The 17,111-nt window shown below is 66.6% G+C and carries 14 protein-coding genes; 9 read left to right on the forward strand and 5 right to left on the reverse strand.

The window, feature by feature from the left end:
- Positions 1-26 precede the first annotated feature (26 nt).
- From nuoN to DR843_RS00870, 3 genes are all read left to right on the forward strand, one after another.
- Positions 27-1,535 (forward strand): NADH-quinone oxidoreductase subunit NuoN, encoded by a 1,509-nt coding sequence (gene nuoN, locus DR843_RS00860; protein ID WP_109688281.1) that lies wholly within the window; start codon positions 27-29, stop codon positions 1,533-1,535.
- Positions 1,532-2,482 (forward strand): polyprenyl synthetase family protein, encoded by a 951-nt coding sequence (locus DR843_RS00865; protein WP_109683675.1) that lies wholly within the window; start codon positions 1,532-1,534, stop codon positions 2,480-2,482. Before nuoN ends, DR843_RS00865 begins: the two co-directional genes overlap by 4 nt.
- Positions 2,483-2,560: 78 nt before the next feature.
- Positions 2,561-3,877, forward strand: a complete 1,317-nt coding sequence (locus DR843_RS00870) for an MFS transporter (protein WP_109683676.1) — start codon at positions 2,561-2,563, stop codon at positions 3,875-3,877.
- Here DR843_RS00870 and DR843_RS00875 read toward each other — a convergent pair.
- Positions 3,837-4,763, reverse strand: coding sequence for a PPK2 family polyphosphate kinase (locus DR843_RS00875; protein WP_109683677.1), 927 nt, complete (start codon positions 4,761-4,763; stop codon positions 3,837-3,839). The genes DR843_RS00870 and DR843_RS00875 overlap by 41 nt on opposite strands.
- Positions 4,764-5,093: 330 nt before the next feature.
- Here DR843_RS00875 and istA point away from each other — a divergent pair, with 330 nt between their 5' ends.
- Genes istA through DR843_RS19955 form a run of 4 tightly spaced genes read left to right on the forward strand, consistent with a single transcriptional unit; the run spans position 5,094 to position 9,812 of the window.
- Positions 5,094-6,311: an IS21 family transposase gene (istA, locus tag DR843_RS00880; RefSeq protein ID WP_109683678.1), complete on the forward strand. Its 1,218-nt coding sequence runs from the start codon at positions 5,094-5,096 to the stop codon at positions 6,309-6,311.
- Complete coding sequence (istB, locus tag DR843_RS00885; protein WP_109683679.1) at positions 6,311-7,108, forward strand: IS21-like element helper ATPase IstB; 798 nt, start codon at positions 6,311-6,313, stop codon at positions 7,106-7,108. Before istA ends, istB begins: the two co-directional genes overlap by 1 nt.
- Before the next feature lie 13 nt (positions 7,109-7,121).
- On the forward strand, positions 7,122-9,599 hold the full coding sequence (locus DR843_RS00890; RefSeq protein ID WP_109683680.1) for a plasma-membrane proton-efflux P-type ATPase: 2,478 nt from the start codon (positions 7,122-7,124) through the stop codon (positions 9,597-9,599).
- 54 nt (positions 9,600-9,653) lie between these two features.
- Complete coding sequence (locus DR843_RS19955) at positions 9,654-9,812, forward strand: hypothetical protein (RefSeq protein WP_170119706.1); 159 nt, start codon at positions 9,654-9,656, stop codon at positions 9,810-9,812.
- 62 nt (positions 9,813-9,874) lie between these two features.
- Here DR843_RS19955 and DR843_RS00895 read toward each other — a convergent pair whose 3' ends face one another.
- Both DR843_RS00895 and rarD read right to left on the reverse strand, forming a co-directional pair.
- Positions 9,875-10,219, reverse strand: a complete 345-nt coding sequence (locus tag DR843_RS00895; RefSeq protein ID WP_109683681.1) for a DUF4288 domain-containing protein — start codon at positions 10,217-10,219, stop codon at positions 9,875-9,877.
- A gap of 42 nt (positions 10,220-10,261) precedes the next feature.
- A complete protein-coding gene (gene rarD / locus DR843_RS00900; protein ID WP_109683682.1) occupies positions 10,262-11,191 on the reverse strand; it encodes an EamA family transporter RarD in 930 nt (309 codons plus the stop codon).
- 188 nt (positions 11,192-11,379) lie between these two features.
- Between rarD and DR843_RS00905 the strand changes: the two genes are divergently transcribed.
- Positions 11,380-12,324, forward strand: a complete 945-nt coding sequence (locus tag DR843_RS00905; RefSeq protein WP_245933931.1) for an ATP-binding cassette domain-containing protein — start codon at positions 11,380-11,382, stop codon at positions 12,322-12,324.
- Between the two features lies 1 nt (position 12,325).
- Complete coding sequence (locus DR843_RS00910) at positions 12,326-13,144, forward strand: ABC transporter permease (RefSeq protein WP_109683683.1); 819 nt, start codon at positions 12,326-12,328, stop codon at positions 13,142-13,144.
- Here the strand turns inward: DR843_RS00910 and DR843_RS00915 are convergent.
- A complete protein-coding gene (locus DR843_RS00915; protein ID WP_109683684.1) occupies positions 13,141-16,263 on the reverse strand; it encodes an AfsR/SARP family transcriptional regulator in 3,123 nt (1,040 codons plus the stop codon). The two genes, DR843_RS00910 and DR843_RS00915, sit on opposite strands and share 4 nt — an antisense overlap.
- A gap of 22 nt (positions 16,264-16,285) precedes the next feature.
- Positions 16,286-17,101, reverse strand: coding sequence for an alpha/beta fold hydrolase (locus DR843_RS00920; RefSeq protein WP_211310157.1), 816 nt, complete (start codon positions 17,099-17,101; stop codon positions 16,286-16,288).
- Positions 17,102-17,111 lie beyond the last annotated feature (10 nt).

The raw sequence follows: 17,111 nt of genomic DNA on the forward strand, positions 1-17,111 counted from the left end.
GCGACACCTTCACCCAGGCGAGTTTCATGTACTCGGCCATCAGTCCGATGTTGGTGATCTTCGCCGCGGGCATCATCGGTGTCCTGATCGAGGCCTTCGCGCCCCGTCAGGTGCGGTACGTCGCGCAGTTGGCCCTGACTCTCATCGCCCTGGTCGTCTCGTTCCTGACCCTGGTCCTGTGGGCCAGGCACCACCAGGGTCTGACGGCCGGGAATGCAGTCGCCATCGACGGGGTGACCCTGATGCTGCAGGGCACCGTGCTCACCCTGGCGTTCATCGCGGTCCTGGCGATGGCCGAGCGCTTCGGCGGCTCCCAAGCGGACGCCTTCACCCAATCCGGTGCGTCAACGCCCGGTTCGGTGCTGGAAGCCGACGCCGTACGGCTGGGCGCCACCACCACCGAGATCTTCCCGCTGACCCTCTTCGCGGTCGCCGGCATGATGCTCTTCCCGGCGTCGAACAACCTGATCGCGATGTTCATCGCCCTGGAGATCCTGTCGCTGCCGTTGTACATCCTCACCGGCCTGGCCCGGCGGCGCCGGTTGCTGTCGCAGGAGGCGTCGCTGAAGTACTTCCTGCTCGGCGCGTTCTCCTCGGCGTTCTTCCTGTTCGGCAGCGCACTGGTCTTCGGTGCCACCAAGACGCTGAACCTGTCCGGGATCGCCGATGCGGTGCCGGCGGTCGCGGGTCTGGACAACCTGTTGGTCCCCGGACTGATGCTGATCGCGGTCGGCCTGCTCTTCAAGGTCGCCGCCGTGCCGTTCCACTCCTGGACCCCGGATGTGTACCAAGGGGCTCCGACACCGGTGACCGGCTTCATGGCGGCATGCACCAAGGTCGCCGCGTTCGGCGCGGTGTTGCGCGTGTTCTACGTCGGCTTCGACGGACTGAAGTGGAACTGGCAGCCGATCCTGGCGATCATCGCGGTCCTGACCATGGTGGTCGGAGCGGTCCTGACCGTGACCCAGACCGACATGAAGCGACTGCTGGCCTACTCCTCGATCACGCACGCCGGCTTCCTGCTGGTGGGTGTCGTGGCGTTGGACCGGGCCGCCGTCTCCGGGACGTTGTTCTACCTGATCGCCTACGGGTTCACCACGATCGCGGCGTTCGCGATCATCGCGATGGTCCGCTCCGGCGGGTCCGAGGCAACGCACCTGTCGCAGTGGGCGGGCCTCGGCAAGCAGCACCCGGTGGTTGCCGGTGTCTACTCCTTCCTGATGCTCGCGTTCACCGGTATCCCGCTGACCTCCGGATTCACCAGCAAGTTCGCGGTGTTCTCGGCAGCCGTCGGCAACGGCGGCGCGTGGTTGGCGGTCATCGGTGTCCTGGCCTCGGCGGTCACGGCCTTCGTCTACGTTCGCGTGATCGTGCTGATGTACTTCTCCGAACCGACCGGTGACACCACCGTGGTCATGCCCTCGCCGTTGACCGGTGTCGCCGTCGCCGCAGGCACCTTGATCACGTTGCTGCTGGGCATCGTGCCCGCCCCGATCCTCGACCTGGCCAACCATTCGGCGCTCTTCATCCGATGAGTGACCTGCAGGCGGGGCTGGCCCGGGTCGACACCCGGCTGCACGAGGTCGTCTCGCACGACGATGCGTTCATCGCGGCCGCGTCCTCGCACCTGCTGGACGCCGGTGGCAAACGTTTCCGGCCGATGCTGACCCTGCTGGCCAGCGAGCTCGGCACCGGCATCAACGATGACGTCATCGAAGCTGCTGTGGGGGTGGAGCTGACCCACCTCGCCTCGCTCTACCACGACGACGTGATGGACGAGGCGGACGTGCGCCGCGGCGTACCGTCGGCCAACGCCACCTACGACAACGCGACGGCCATCCTGGTCGGGGACCTGCTCTTCGGCCGGGCCTCCGAGGTGATCGCCGGGCTGGGTGCCGAAGCGGTCCGGATCCAGGCCCAGACCTTCGTGCGGTTGTGCCAGGGGCAGATCCAGGACGACCGGCAGGCGCCCGCCGGTGCAGACGCCATGAGCCACTACCTCGGGGTCCTGGCGGACAAAACCGGTTCGCTGATCTCGACCGCGGCCCGCTACGGCGCGATGTTCGGCGGGGCGCCGGACAAGACTGTCGACGTCATGATCCAGTACGGCGAGTTGATCGGCCTGATCTTCCAACTCGCCGACGACGTCCTGGACATCACCTCCCAGAGTCAGCAATCCGGGAAAGTCCCCGGTACCGATCTGCGCGAGGGTGTGCTGACCCTGCCGGTGCTCTACCTGCGGGAGTCGACCGACCCGGCCGATGCGCGCCTGCAGGACCTGACCTCCGGTCCGATCGAGGACGAGGCGCAGGTGCAGGAAGCGCTGGGGCTGTTGCGTGCCCACCCGGCAGTTGAGCGGGCCCGGGCGCACGCTCTGCAGCTGGCCGACGACGCGGCCGGCCTGCTGGATCCGTTGCCGGACAGCGAGGCGGTCCAGACCCTGCGTCTTCTGCCGTATCAGGTGGCCGGCCGCTCCGCCTGAGCCGGACCTGCCGGATTCCCGTACGTCGCGTGGGCGCGTCCGCTACCGCCCTGCGCCCAGAGGCGGCACACTTCGGCCATGACCGATGACAGGGGAACGACACGGTGGCACCGGGTAGCCGGGCGGTGGCTGGAGCCCTGGTTCTCGGCGTACGCCCTGGCCGGTCTGCTGGTCAACGCCCTGGTCCCGATCCTGATCCCGGTCACGGTCGAGTCCAAGGGGCCGGTGGCCGTCGCGGTGGTCATCTCTGCGTTCTTCGTGGGGCAGTTGACGGCGCCGTTCATCGGCAGTCTCGCGGACCGCAAGAACGCCCAACGGCAGGTGTTCCTCGGCTCCTTCCCGATCATGGCGGCCGCTGCGGTCGCTTTCGGTCTGTCGCATTCGGTGGTGCTGTGGGTCCTGGCAGCGCTCGTTGCGGGCGCCGCGGCCGGAGCGGCGCAGACCACCGGCAGCGTGTTCATCGTGGAGGGCCACCCGCGCAGTGAATGGGATATGCGCATCGGTTGGTTCCGGTTGACCTTCGGGGCCGGCCAGGTGGCAGGTCTGGCGATCGGTGCGGTCTTCGCCGACCATCAGGTCAGCACCGGATGGTTCGTCGGCGCGGCCGCGATCCTGTGTGGGGTTTTCCTCGGCCGCCTGGGGTTGCCGCACCTCACCGCGGCGGGCGACCCCGACGCGCCCACTGCGAAGGATCCGGTGCGCCGGGCGCACCCGGTGCACTCCGCGACCGCCGGGCCGGCCGCGCCCGTTCCCGCGCGGCACCATCGTGGCCATGACGAACCGGTGGTGCAGAAAGGTGAGTTGCGCCGGGAGTTGAACGGCCCGTTCGGCACCTTCTTGCTCACCTGGCTGCTGGCGATGATTGCGGTCCAGACCATCCTCAACGTGATGCCGCTGATCATGAAGCACGCGTTCGAGGTTCCGCCGTCCAAGACGGCCACCTACTACCTGGTCGGCTCGGTCGTCGGTGCGTTGCTCTACCCGGTGTGTGGCGCGTTGGCGGCGAAAATCGGTTCGGGACGGGTCCTTGCGATTGGCATGCTCATCACGCTCACCGCGTTCGTGATGATGGCGGCCGCGTGGCTCTTCGACCTGCCCGGTGGCCACATCATCGGTCCGTGTGCGTTGATCGTGGTCGCCATCGGCTACCCGTTCGACTACGTGGGCGGCACGATGCTCGCGGCGGAACTCACACTCGATGGGCAGGGCTCGGCGATGGGGCTGTTCAACAGTGCCGTCGCTGCTGGTGCGATTGTCGGGGCCGTCGTGCCGTCGTTCTTGGCCGTTCATTTCGGCTACGGATCGTTGCCGCCGCTGGCCGCCGTCATCATGGCAGCGGCCTTCCTGGTCGGACTCAAGATTTTCCGGAGTCGTCCTTCGGCGCCTGCGCCGTGAGTTCGGCCTTGATGTCGGCCAGTTTGCTCTTGGTGTCGCTGTCGACCTTGGGGTAGTGCGGATCGATCTGTTCCAATGCGGTCAGGATGACGCCGAAGGTGGACAAGTGGGAGAACCATTTGTGGTCGGCGGGAATCACGTGCCAGGGTGCCCATTGCGTCGAGGTGTGGCTCAGCATTTCCGAAAACGCCTTGGTGTAATCCGGCCAGTGCGCCCGCTCGGCCATATCGGTGGGGGATACCTTCCAGTTCTTGGCTGGGTTCTCGACCCGCTCCAGGAACCGCAACCGCTGCTCCTCTTGGGAGACATTCAGAAATAGTTTGACGATCGTGGTGCCGCTCTCGGTGAGGTAGCGCTCCCAGTCATTGATCTGTCGATACCGTTCCTGCCACAAGTGGTGCGGCCGTTTGTGGGCGGTCCGCGGCCAGAGGAACTCCGGATGCACCCGGGTCACGGTGACGTTCTCGTAGTGTGACCGGTTGAACACCGCGATCCGGCCCAGCGGCGGCACGACGAGTTGGTGGCGCCACAGGTAGTCATGCTCGCGCTCGGTCGCGCTGGGCGCCTTGAAGGAGTAGACGTCGACCCCTTCCGGATTCACCCCGGACATGACGTGTTTGATCGTGGAATCCTTACCCGCGGCGTCGATAGCCTGCAGGACGATCAGGACGGCCGACTCGGCCTCGGCGTAGAGCCGATCCTGTAGTTCGAAGAGCCGGATCTTTGCCTTCTCCAGCGCCGCTTTGCCGGTCGTCTTGGTGAAGGCAGAGTCCTTATAGCCAGGGTCGAAATCCTTGCGCAGGTCGACGCGGCTGCCCGGGGTGACCCTGGTGGCCTTCGCCAGCGCGGCGTAGTTGATCTCGTCCGACGCTTTGTGCTGGGACATTTGTGGGCCTCCCTGACTTCGACCTGCTGAATACGGCGACGTTTTCACGTGCCATCACCCTTATGGGTCTACCGTATCGGTACCCCCAGAAATCCACAGTCCGGCACTATTTCGAGGAGCGCGATGGCCACCCCTGTAGCTGCTGATTCGTCCGCAGCGGCGCACCCAGATCTGGAAAAGGCCTCGCTACCGGAGGTTTTCACCGATTTGGCGGTGACCGCAGATGCCGGTCTGAGCTCCGCCGAAGCGGCGACGCGACTGTGTCGACGACGCTTGAAAACGAGGCCATAGCGACGGTCGAAAACGAGGCCACCCAGACAGATTGGATGGGTGATCTCTGTGGAGGATTGGGCTTTGATCCGGCGGCTGGTGGCGGATGGTGTTCCGCAGCGTCAGGTCGCACGAGAGTTGGGCATTGGCAGGTCGACGGTGGAGCGGGCGTTGGCCTCGGACCGGCCCCCGAAGTACGAGCGGCCAGCGGGTCCGACATCGTTCACGCCGTTCGAGCCGGCGGTGCGGCAACTGCTGGTGAAGACACCAGACATGCCAGCGACGGTGATCGCCGAACGGGTCGGCTGGACGGGGTCGATCACCTGGTTCCGTGACAACGTGCGGCGTTTGCGACCTGAGCATCGGCCGGTTGACCCCTGCGATCGGTTGATTTGGTTGCCGGGTGACGCGGCGCAGTGCGACCTGTGGTTCCCGCCGCGGAAGATCCCGCTGGAGGACGGCAGCAGGACGTTGCTGCCGGTGATGGTGATCACTGCCGCGCATTCCCGGTTCATGGTCGGGCGGATGATCCCGACCCGCCATACCCAGGACCTGTTGCTGGGCATGTGGGAACTGCTGCAAGACCTCGGCCGGGTTCCGCGTCGGTTGATCTGGGACAACGAGACTGGGATCGGTCGCGGGAAGCGGCATGCCGAGGGAGTCGGCGCGTTCACCGGCACCTTGGCGACCACCCTGTTGCGGTTGAAGCCCTACGACCCTGAATCCAAGGGTGTGGTCGAACGCCGCAACCGCTACTACGAGACGTCCTTTATGCCCGGGCGGACCTTTGAGTCACCGGCTGACTTCGATGCCCAGTTCCGCGACTGGCTTGGACTGGCGAATAGCCGTGTCGTGCGGACCATCAAGGCTCGCCCGGTCGATCTGGTCGATGCCGACCGGGCCGCGATGCTGCCGCTGCCACCCGTGCCGCCAGCGGTGGGATGGGTCAACCGGGTCCGGCTGGGACGTGACTACTACGTGCGTGTCGACAGCAGCGACTACTCCGTGGAACCGAACGTGATCGGCAGATTCGTCGACGTCCACGCCGACCTGGCCAGGGTCGAAGTCCGCCACGAGGGCCGCCTGGTCGCCGCCCACCAGCGGGTGTGGGCACGCGGGATGACGATCACCGACCCGGCCCACGTCGCGGCCGCGAAAGTCCTGCGTGAGCAGTTCCAACTACCCCGACCAGCCGCCGATCCCGACCAGGAGTTGGCACGGGACCTGGCCGAATACGACCGGGCCTTCGGCCTGATCGATGGCGAGGAGGTCGCCTGATGGCCACGAAGAAGACCGAGACGACCGAGGCGCTGAAACAGCTGACCTACCTGGCATCAGCGTTGAAGGCGCCCCGGATCACCGAAGCCGCGGCCCGGTTGGCTGATCATGCCAGGGACGCCGGCTGGACCCACGAGGAGTACCTCGCCGCAGTCCTGGATCGTGAGGTCGCCGCCCGCAACGCCTCCGGCGCCCAGCTGCGGATCCGCGCCGCCGGGTTCGGGGCGAGGAAGACGATCGAGGAGTTCGACTGGGATGCCCAACCCGCCGTCCGGCAACAGGTCGCATCCTTGGCCTCGGGTGGATTCCTCACCGAAGCCCGCAACGTCGTGCTGCTCGGGCCACCCGGCACCGGCAAGACCCACCTGGCCACCGGACTGGGGATCGCCGCGGCCAACCACGGACACCGTGTGCTGTTCGCCACCGCAACCGAGTGGGTCACCCGCCTGACCGATGCCCACCAGGCCGGTCGACTCCCGCAAGAACTCGCCCGACTGCGCCGCTACAGCCTGATCATCGTCGACGAAGTCGGCTACCTACCCTTCGAACAAGACGCCGCGAACCTGTTCTTCCAACTCGTGTCATCGCGCTATGAACACGCCTCGCTCATCCTCACCAGCAACCTGCCATTCAGCGGCTGGGGCGGCGTATTCGGCGACCAAGCCGTCGCCGCCGCCATGATCGACAGAGTCGTCCACCACGCCGACGTCCTCACCCTCAAAGGCGCCAGCTACCGGCTACGCAACCGCGGGATCGACACCCTGCCCAGCATCAGAACCCAAGACACGGCAAACTAGACAACACGAACCGGTGGCCTCATTTTCGAGCGTCGCAACGGCCTCACTTTCGAGCGACGTCGACAGACTGACGAAGTACGGGCCAAACGGGATCACCGACAAGGAGGAGTCGCTGGCCCGCAAGTTGCTGGGGTACTTCACCGGGCCGATCGCTTACATGATCGAGGCAGCGGCTCTGGTCTCGGCGATTCTGGGAGACTGGCCGAGTTTCGCAGTGATTTTCGGACTGCTGATCATCAATGCGGGACTTGCCTTCTGGCAGGACGCCAAGGCAGCGAACGCGTTGGCGGCGCTGAAAGCCGGTCTGGCGCCACAAGCCAAGGTCCTGCGCGACGGCGCGTGGTCCTCGATCAAGGCACAGGAACTGGTGCCCGGAGACATCGTCAAGGTGCGTCTGGGCGACATCGTGCCGGCGGACCTGCGACTGATCGGGGAGGGCTTCGCTTCGATCGACCAGTCCGCGCTGACTGGGGAGTCGGTGCCGGTCACCAAACACGAGGGGGACGAGGCCTACTCGGGCAGCGTGGTCAAAGAAGGGGAGATGTCGGCGGTCGTCATCGCCACCGGCGGCAAGACCTTCTTCGGTCGTACCGCCAAACTCGTCGCCGGCGCGGGCGTGAAGTCCAACGCCCAGACGGCGATGTTCCAGATCGGCAACTTCCTGATCCTCGTGGCGGTCGTCCTCGCCGCGGTGCTGGTCATCTTCCAGGTGTGGCGCAACGTGCACGCGGGCTGGGAGTGGAAGGACGCGTTACGGATCCTGCAGTTCGTGCTCGTGTTGTTGGTCGCAGCGATTCCGGTCGCCATGCCTGCGGTTTTCTCGGTGACCCTCGCCCTGGGTGCGCTGGCGCTGTCCAAGAAGCAGGCGATCGTGTCCCGGTTGCAGTCCATTGAGGAAATGGCCGGCGTCGACATCCTGTGTACGGACAAGACCGGAACGCTGACCAAGAATCAACTGACGCTGTCCGATCCGATTCTGTTGCACGGCAAAGACGGTTCTCAGGTGGTCCTCGCCGGTGCACTCGCCTCCCGCGCGGAGGACCACGATGTCATCGACGACGCTGTCATTGCGGGCCTGTCCGACCCGAGCGCCACCAAGGCCTGGACGGTCACCGACTACACGCCGTTCGATCCGATCACGAAGTACACCAAGGCCAAAGTCACCGGTCCGGACGGTCAGCACCTGGTGGTCGCCAAGGGCGCTCCGGCGGCCATCGTGAAGCTGGCCGGTGACGCCGGTGCGGATGCTGACACGGTGACCAAGACGGTGGCCGACCTCGCGGCGAACGGACGACGGGCGCTGGCGGTGGCCCAGTCGACCGACGACGGTGCGACCTGGCAGATCCTGGGCATCCTGCCGATGTCCGATCCGCCCCGCGATGACAGCAAGGCCACGATCGACGCGGTGGAGACCAAGGGCCTGTCGGTCAAGATGATCACCGGCGACGACACCGCGATCGCCATCGAGACCGCCAAGGAACTCGGGATGGGAACCAACATCCTGGCCGCGGCCGACGTCTTCCCCAAGGACCTCGACCCCGACAACGTCCCCTCGGCCATCGTGGATCAGATCGAGAAGGCCGACGGATTCGCGCGCGTCTTCCCCGAGCACAAGTACGCCATCGTGAAGTCCCTGCAGAAGCGTGGTCGTCTGGTCGCGATGACCGGTGACGGCGTCAACGACGCCCCCGCGTTGAAACAAGCCAACTGCGGCACGGCGGTATCGGGCGCGACCGATGCGGCGCGCGGCGCCGCGGCGCTGAGCCTCACCGCACCGGGGTTGTCGGTTATCAATAGCGCCATCGATGAGGCGCGGCGGATCTTCGGCCGCATCACGTCGTACACGATCTACCGGGTCGCCCTGACGCTGACCATCATGTTCCTGGTCGTGATCGCCACCATTCTGGAGGGCTTCCAGCCGCTCACCCCGATCATGATCGTGGTCCTGTCGTTGCTCGATGACATCCCGATCATGACCATCGCCTACGACAACACCCCGGTGAGCAAGACCCCGATCCGGTGGAACATGCGCCAGCTACTGCTCAACGCCGGCGTGCTCGGCCTGTTCGCGGTGGTCCAGTCCCTGATCATGCTGCTCATCGCGGTGGGTCTGCGCCGCACCGGTGCCTTGGACGTCACGACCGAGGGCGCGATCCAGACGATCGTCTTCCTGCAACTGGTCACCGGTGGCCACCTCCTGATCTTCGTGACTCGCAGCGCCGGGTGGTTCTTCCAGCGACCGTTCCCGGCCAAACAGTTGTGGCTGGCCATCCTGGCCACCCAGATCATTGCGGTGCTGATGGCTGCCTTCGGCTGGTTGGTTCCGGCCATCTCGTGGGGAGCCATTCTGCTGGTCCTGGTCTACTGCCTGGTCTGGGTCTTCATCATGGGCGCGGTGCGGGTCGTCTCCGATCGGATGATCGCGGACCGCACCGCCACCCACCTGCACCACCAGGCGTTGGTCACGCAGGATCTGGCTCGGGCCGTGTGAGCGCGCGTCCGTGAGCTTGTTGCGTGCTGCCGCGTCCGTGAGACGATCACCGGCATGAACGCCGCACTGATCATGGTCCTCGCCCTCGTGTTGGCAATCGCAGGGATTGTCGTGTTCGCCAAGATCGTGTGGTTGGGCGGGGTGTTGCTGGTGCTCGGTGTGGCGGCATTCCTGCTGGCGCAGAACCTGCACCGCCGCGACATCGAGCGCTGATCGGGTCGCGTGGCACGGCTCCGCGAAGGCATACCGCGTGTCGCGGGATTCATGACTTCAAGTCATGAATCTTTCGAAAACAGACCGGTCTGGTGCTCATCGCCCGTATCGAAGAAACTGTCGATATACTTCTCGGGAGTGCGAGAAGAACTGCGCACGAGCGAAAATACCTCGGCGCCATGACCGGGCTCATCAAAGAGTTGGTAGCTCTGAGAGAGGTCCAGCACTTGACCGTCAATCACTTTCACGTACTCGGCGGCTGATCCTTCCGACATCAGAATCGCTTCTTCGGAGCTCGCGGCACGCCATAGCGTGATGCGCTCCTCGAAGGCGTCCTGGCCGTCGGCGTGACCCGCATTCGCAAACCGGACGAGGGTCCGGACGGCGTACCAGTGTTCCTGGGTCATGCCTCAAGGATGCACTTCGGCTGGGGACCTCACCAGCCGATTTCAGATCGCGGCTTCGCCGGCGGCGCGCGCGAGCCGACGGCCGCGCGAGGCGCTGAGCAGCGCGTCGATCGACAGCAGGATCAAGGCGATCCAGACGATCCCGAAGCCGATCCACCGCCCGGTCGACAGGTGCTCGCCCAGGAGTGTGACTCCGCAGATCAGCTGCAGGACCGGGGTGATGAACTGCATCAGGCCGATCGACACCAGTGGCACGCGAGAGGCCGCGGCGGCGAACAGCAACAACGGAAGGGCCGTCGCCAGACCGGTCGACATCAGGAGCAGCGAATGACCGGCCCCGTCGGTGGTGAAGGTGGTGTCCCCGCGGATCGTGAGGACGACCAGCAGTATCGCGGCCACCGGTGCCAGCACGGCGGTCTCACTCGACAGTGACTGCAGGGCGTTCAGTGAGCCGCCGATCTTGTTCTTCAACAACCCGTAGGTGCCGAAGGACAGGGCCAGCGAGAGCGCGATCCACGGTGGCCGGCCGTCGTCGATCGCCAGGTAGATACACGCGGCCAGCCCGATGAAGACGGCCGCAATCTGCAACGGCCGCAAGCGTTCCCGCAGGACGAGCACCCCGAGCGCGACGGTGAACAGCGGGTTCAGGAAGTAGCCCAATGACGCTTGCGTGACGTGGCCCGTCAGCACCGCCTGCACGTAGATGATCCAGTTGGCCGCGATCGCCAGGCTCGCCATCGTCACCATCGCCAACCGGCGGGGGCTGTGCCGAAGCTCGCGGATGAACGACGTCTGTCGCGTGATGGCCAACGCGATCGCGCACACCACCAGGGTCCACAAGATGCGGTGGCACAGCACCTCCCAGGCGCCGGCCGGCTCCAACAGGTGGAAGTAGAGCGGGAAGATGCCCCAGATCAAATAGGCCAGGACGCCGTACGTCGTGCCCTTGGTCTCCTCTGACCGCTCACCCACCACCGCTCCACGCTAATCGGGGGTCGGAAGTGCCTCTTGCCCGGTGCCGAAGACGCGATATATCGTGTCGGCATCCCCGACGCGATATATCGCAATCAGCGCCGTGTCAGCGCCGTGTCAGCGGTCCTCACGATGCTGGAACCAGTTCGCCGCACACCCGCGGCGCCAGAAACGAAAGGAGGCCCGCGATGAGCGATCCGATGATCTACGCGGAGAACCTGCACAAGAGGTTCGGCGACTTCACCGCCGTGCACGACGTCAGCCTGGCGGTCCCCGCCGGCACCGTGCTCGGCGTCCTCGGCCCCAACGGCGCGGGCAAGACGACCACCGTTCGCATGTTGGCCACGCTGTTGCAGATGGACGGCGGGCACGCCACGGTCGGGGGTTTCGACGTCGCCAAGCAGGCCGGCGACGTACGTCGCACGATCGGCCTGACCGGTCAGTACGCCTCGGTCGATCAGGACCTGACCGGCACCCAGAATCTGGTCATGATCGGCCAGTTGCTCGGGCTGAGGACCAAGGATGCCAAGGCCCGGGCCGCCGAGCTGCTCGACTGGTTCGACCTGGCCGAGGCCGCCGGCCGGATGGCCAAGACCTATTCCGGCGGCATGCGCCGGCGTCTGGATCTGGCCGCCAGCCTGGTCGGGCGGCCGGCGGTGATCTTCCTGGACGAGCCGACCACCGGCCTGGACCCGGCCAAACGCGAGGACATGTGGGACGTCGTACGCCGATTGGTCACCGACGGCTCGACCGTCCTGTTGACGACCCAGTACCTGGAGGAGGCCGACGCCCTGGCCGATGAGATCACGGTCATCGACCACGGCCGGGTGATCGCGCACGACACCCCCGAGGGTCTCAAGAGGGTGATCGGTGGCCAGCGCATCGTGCTGGTGCCGGCCGACCGGGAGCGGCTGGACGACGTACGCCGAGTGCTCACCGAGACGACGCACCGCACCCCTGAGTTGACCGGGCGAAGCGAGCTCACGGTGGCGGTCGACGATGACTCAGCGTTCCCGCAGATCGTGAACACCCTTGCTCAGCAGGGAATTTCGATGAACGAAGTGTCCTTGCATCTACCCAGTCTCGATGAGGTCTTCATGACGCTCACCGGTGAGAAGAAGGCGGCGGCTTGAGATGAGCACCCTGCAAGCAACCCAGACCGGAACGTTGACGGCAGCGAGCAACGCCGGCGGCGGGAATGCCTTGTGGCACGCGGTCGTGCTGGCCAAGCGCAGTCTGATCAAAACGTTCCGCACGCCAGAAGCACTGATCGACGTCACGCTGCAGCCGATCATCTTCCTGGCGATGTTCACCTACATCTTCGGCGGGGCCATCTCCGGTGGATCGCAGCATGAGTACTTGCAGTTCCTGCTGCCCGGCATCATGGCGCAGACGATCGCCACGGCGAGCGTCAGCATCGGCCAGAACCTCAACGAGGACATCGAGAAGGGTGTCTTCGACCGGTTCCGGTCGCTGCCGATCGCTCGCTCCGCGCCGTTGGTCGGCACCGTGCTGGCTGATCTGGTGCGCTACCTCATCCTGTTCACGGTGATCATGACGGTCGGCTCGTTGATGGGCTTCCGGGTCGAGACCAACGCACTCAACGTGGTCGTGGCGCTCGTGCTGGCGATGGCCTTCGCACTGTGCTTCTGCTGGATCTCGGTCTTCGTCGGGATGGTCGCCCGCACCCCGGGCGCAGTGCAGGGCATCATGTTCCTGCTGGTGCTGCCACTGTCCTTCGCCAGCAGCACGTTCGTCGCGGTCGACACCATGCCGGGCTGGTTGCAGGCGTTCGTGAAGGTCAACCCGATCACCCACCTGGTCGACGTGATCCGCAGCCTGTTGCTCGGCACACCGATGGGCAATCACGTGTGGTGGCTGCTGGCGTGGATGGTGGGCCTGCTCGTGGTCTTCGTACCGCTGGCGCTGCGGGCCTACCGCCGCCGCGCCTAACCGCTCGCGAACAACACCGCCGGGTCGACGTCAGTGATGGCGTCGGCCCGGTCTTTGCTGCGTCCCATGGCGTACGCCGCGTCGAACCTTCCGCCCAGAGCGGCACGTAGCCGCCGGGTCAGGACCGCAACGATCGGCTCCCCGGGATCGTCGGTGCCGCGGATCGCGGCCGCTTCGCCGAGGCATTCGGCGGCGCGCTCGGGTCGGTCCAGCGACACTGCGAAGGCTGCCGAGACGGTGTACCCGGCAAGGATCGGCATGTCGGCTGTCTTCAGCGCCGCGGGGTAGGCAGTGCGTAGCGCACGGATCGCGGCCGCCTGGTCGCCGTCGGCTGCCTGGTCGCCGTCGGCTGCCTGGTCGCCCCCGACCGCCTCGAGCAGCGCGAGCGCACTGTGCACGATCGCCTCGCTGTGGTCATGGAACGCCCCGGCCACCGGCTGGGGTTGACCCAGCGCTTCGCGGGCTTCGGCCAGCCGTTCCGAATCGCCCTCTGCCACAGCGATCGTCACCAGAAACGCGTGGGGGACGTCGTCGCCGATGACCTCATGCCACTGCTGCGGGACGTCGGCAATCGCCGCCCGGGCCCCGTCGTAGTCGCCCAAGCGCAACCGCAGATCCATCGCTCGAACGGCCAGGAACATCGCGTCCCCGGATCGGCCGAGGGCATCGATCAGCTCGCGTGCTTCGTGCAGGGTGGCCATGGCCCGACCGGGATCGCCGTCCAAGGACTCGACCTGGGAGCGGCGCACCAACATCGCGGCGGTCAGCCAGCGATCCTGCAGCGGACCGACGGCACGCTCGAGATCGGCCACGTCGGAGCGGAGTTGGTCGTGCTCGCCGGCGTTCTCGGCGAGGTCGATTCGCGTCTGCAGGGCGGCTGCACGGACCCACGGGTCGTCGTGCTCCAACGCCTGCTGCATCAGCCGCGCAGTCACCTCTGGCAGGTCGGTCCAGGCGGCGGCCTGGGCCACGAGGATCAGTGCGTGCGGGTAGTCGGCGAAGAGCGTCGGGTCGGCCTCGACGGCGGTCGTGGCCTCCCGCATCCGGGGCCGTGACTGCGCTAGGTCCAGGACGCCGATGGCGGCTTGAGCAGACAATTGCATCATCCGGACCAAGCCGCGCCGAGCCGAGTCCACCGCACCTTCGGCATCCAGTGCGATCTGGGCCAGGGCAAGGGTGCGGTGGTCGTCGTCGGTCATGGTGAGGGCCCACGACAAGGCCAGCACGAGATCGGTCGCACCCTGTGCATCGCCGCTGTCAGCCAGGAACCGCAGTGCCGCAACGAGATTGTCGGTGTCGTCCTCCAGTCGGGCGAGCGCGTCGGCCTGCTCGGGTCCGCGCAACCGAGCGTCCTGGGCACGTGCGAAGCCCAGAGCCCAGCGCGCGTGCGCCTGCCGCACGGCGGTCGCTTCCCCGTCAGCCGAGAGTTGGGTCAGCCCGAACTCGCGGATCGTCTCCAGCAGTCGATAGCGCAAGGCGCTCGCCGAGCGCTCCATCACCAGCAGGGACTTGTCCACCAGCGAGGCCAGCAGTGACTGATCGGCGCCGGTGACCGTCGCTGCGGCAGCTGGAGTTGCCCCACCTGCGAACACTGAGAACCGTCGCAGCAGTTGCTGTTCCGGGGCATCCAGTAGATCCCAGCTCCACGCGACGACTGCGTAAAGCGTCCTGTGTCGGGGCAGCGCGGTGCGTCGACCACCGGTCAGTAACGCGAACCGGTCCGACAGTCGCGCCGCGATGACCGGCACGGGCAGGGTGCGCACCCGCGCCGCAGCCAACTCGATGGCCAACGGCAAGCCGTCCAGTCGGCGTACGATCTCGGCCACGCTGGCTGAGTCCTCATCACTGACCGTCACCCCCGCGGACGCCGCCCGGTCGAGGAAGAGCTGGGTGGCCGGATCGGTCGCCAGCGGCGGCAACGAACGGACGTGTTCGCCGTCGATCGCGAGCGGCTCGCGACTGGTGACCAGGACGCGGACGGTGGGTACGGCGACCAGCAGGTCCTCGATCAACCGGGCCACCGGGTCCAGCAGGTGCTCGGCGTTGTCGACGATCAGCAGTTGCTCATCGGTGCTGAGGGCACCGGTGAGCAGACCCCAGTCGTCGACCGGTCGGCCGCTGTCGCGCAGGCGGTCGAAGACCCGGGAGGTCTGCAGATCGAGGGCGGCCACGAAGGTTGGCAGGACCGCCGCGGGTTCGGTGACAGCAGCCAGTTCAATGAACCAGACAGGAGCCAGATGCCTTTGCCGCCAGACGTCTCCGGCTTCCGCAGCCAGTCGCGTCTTGCCGGCACCACCTGGGCCCGCCAGGGTGACCAGCCGGTCGTGGGCGAGGTCCAGCGTGACCTGCGCCAGCTCACGGTCGCGGCCCAGGAAGCTGGTCAGCCCGGCGCGCAGGTGGCTGCCGCGCACGACGGGCTCGGCGCCGCGCAACAGGTCGGCATAGAGCTCCTGGAGGGCCGGGCCCGGATCGGCGCCGAGGGTGTCGGCCAGGGTGCGACGGGTCTGCTCGTACGCCGCGAGTGCCTCAGCGCTCTGGCCCTGCGCCCGCAAGGTGCGGATCAGTTGGGCAGCGAAGTCCTCATCCAGTGGATGGGCTGCGACCAGGTCGCGGAGCCATCCGGACAGACCCGTGAGTTCGCCTGCTGCCAAACGAGATTCGATGACCCTATGTTCGGCTTCGAGCGCTTGTTGCTCGATGCGGGCAACGAGCGGCAGTGCCCAGGGCTGGTCGGCGACCACGGGTAGCGGCGGGCCGTCCAGCAGACTCAGCGCCTCGGCGTACGCCGATGGGTCACCCTCGCGCCCGCGCTCGACGAGCGTGTGGAACCGGTGCAGATCGACGTCGGCAGGGTCGATGAGCAGGCGATAGCCGGTCCCGGTCTGCTCGATGGTCACGCCCAGGGTGCGGCGCAGCCGGGAGACCAGCGCCTGCAACGCGCCGGCCGGATCCGCGGGCGGGTCGGCCCAGATGGTGTCGATGAGTTCGCCGGTCGACACTGGCCGGCCCACGTCAACGGCCAAGCGCACCAACAAGGCCTGCAGCCGGGCACCGGCGACGGGGACGACCGAGCCGTCGTCGCTGTCGACCCGCAGGTCGCGAAGGACGGTGATCAGCACAGTGCCGATTCTCGCAGTCGGATCAGGGCGCGAGCACTCGCTCCAGCCAGTCGGTCAGGAGCGCGTGGACCAGGGCTGGTGCTTCCAGGTGACCGTTGTGGCCGACGCCGTCGAGGACCGCGAGCGTCGCTGCGGGGTAGTTCTCCAGCGATGCCATCGTGTCGCGGTAGCCGACCACGCTGTCCTGGCGACCGGTTACGAACAGGCTCGGCCCGGCGTACCGGCCGGGTTCGATGGTCGGCGCATATGCCGCGGAGAGCATCTCGACCGCTTCCGGGTCGGCTGCTTGCAAACCGGGCTGGATGTAGTCGAGGAACCCTTGTGCGGTCTGCGGCGACTGGATCACCGCGAGGTCCGTGTAGTCCGAGGCGCCAGCGAGCGCGACAGCGGATGGATCGGATCGACGTACGACGTGGGCGGGCACGTCGCGCGCGGCCAGGTCGGGCACGACCAGGCCGAAGATCGTGGCCAGGCCGATGACCTGCTGGGGTCGGCGGCCGGCAATGATCCGGGACACCATGCCGCCGTAGGAGTTACCCACCAGCACGAACGACTCGCCGCCGAGCAGATCCGTCAGGCCGGAGTCGACAGCCTCGACCAGTTCGTCGGTGCTGCTGACATCGCCGCGGGGACTGTGCCCGAAGCCGGGCATATCGACGTACAACCGGCGCCAGGCGCCGCCTGCGAAGGCGGGATCCAGCGGCAGCATGATGCGGTGATCGACGCTGAAACCATGCAGGAATACGACGGGGACACCGGTTCCGCGTTCGACGATGTGCATGTCGTCGGCAACGCCGTTCGGCGCAGAGGTGTTCCGGTCGTGGTGAGTCAGTCCCACGCGGGAGGGT

Source organism: Branchiibius hedensis, from assembly GCF_900108585.1.
Taxonomy (GTDB): Bacteria; Actinomycetota; Actinomycetes; order Actinomycetales; family Dermatophilaceae; genus Branchiibius; species Branchiibius hedensis.

Bases quoted from the DNA above. Each gene is read 5' to 3' on its own strand.
- DR843_RS19955 (WP_170119706.1), top strand. From the start codon at position 9,654: ATGAACGCCGCACTGATCATGGTCCTCGCCCTCGTGTTGGCAATCGCA.
- nuoN (WP_109688281.1), top strand. From the start codon at position 27: ATGTACTCGGCCATCAGTCCGATGTTGGTGATCTTCGCCGCGGGCATC.
- DR843_RS00875 (WP_109683677.1), bottom strand. From the start codon at position 4,763: ATGTCCCAGCACAAAGCGTCGGACGAGATCAACTACGCCGCGCTGGCG.
- DR843_RS00865 (WP_109683675.1), top strand. From the start codon at position 1,532: ATGAGTGACCTGCAGGCGGGGCTGGCCCGGGTCGACACCCGGCTGCAC.
- DR843_RS00870 (WP_109683676.1), top strand. From the start codon at position 2,561: ATGACCGATGACAGGGGAACGACACGGTGGCACCGGGTAGCCGGGCGG.
- DR843_RS00895 (WP_109683681.1), bottom strand. From the start codon at position 10,219: ATGACCCAGGAACACTGGTACGCCGTCCGGACCCTCGTCCGGTTTGCG.
- istB (WP_109683679.1), top strand. From the start codon at position 6,311: ATGGCCACGAAGAAGACCGAGACGACCGAGGCGCTGAAACAGCTGACC.
- DR843_RS00905 (WP_245933931.1), top strand. From the start codon at position 11,380: ATGAGCGATCCGATGATCTACGCGGAGAACCTGCACAAGAGGTTCGGC.
- DR843_RS00910 (WP_109683683.1), top strand. From the start codon at position 12,326: ATGAGCACCCTGCAAGCAACCCAGACCGGAACGTTGACGGCAGCGAGC.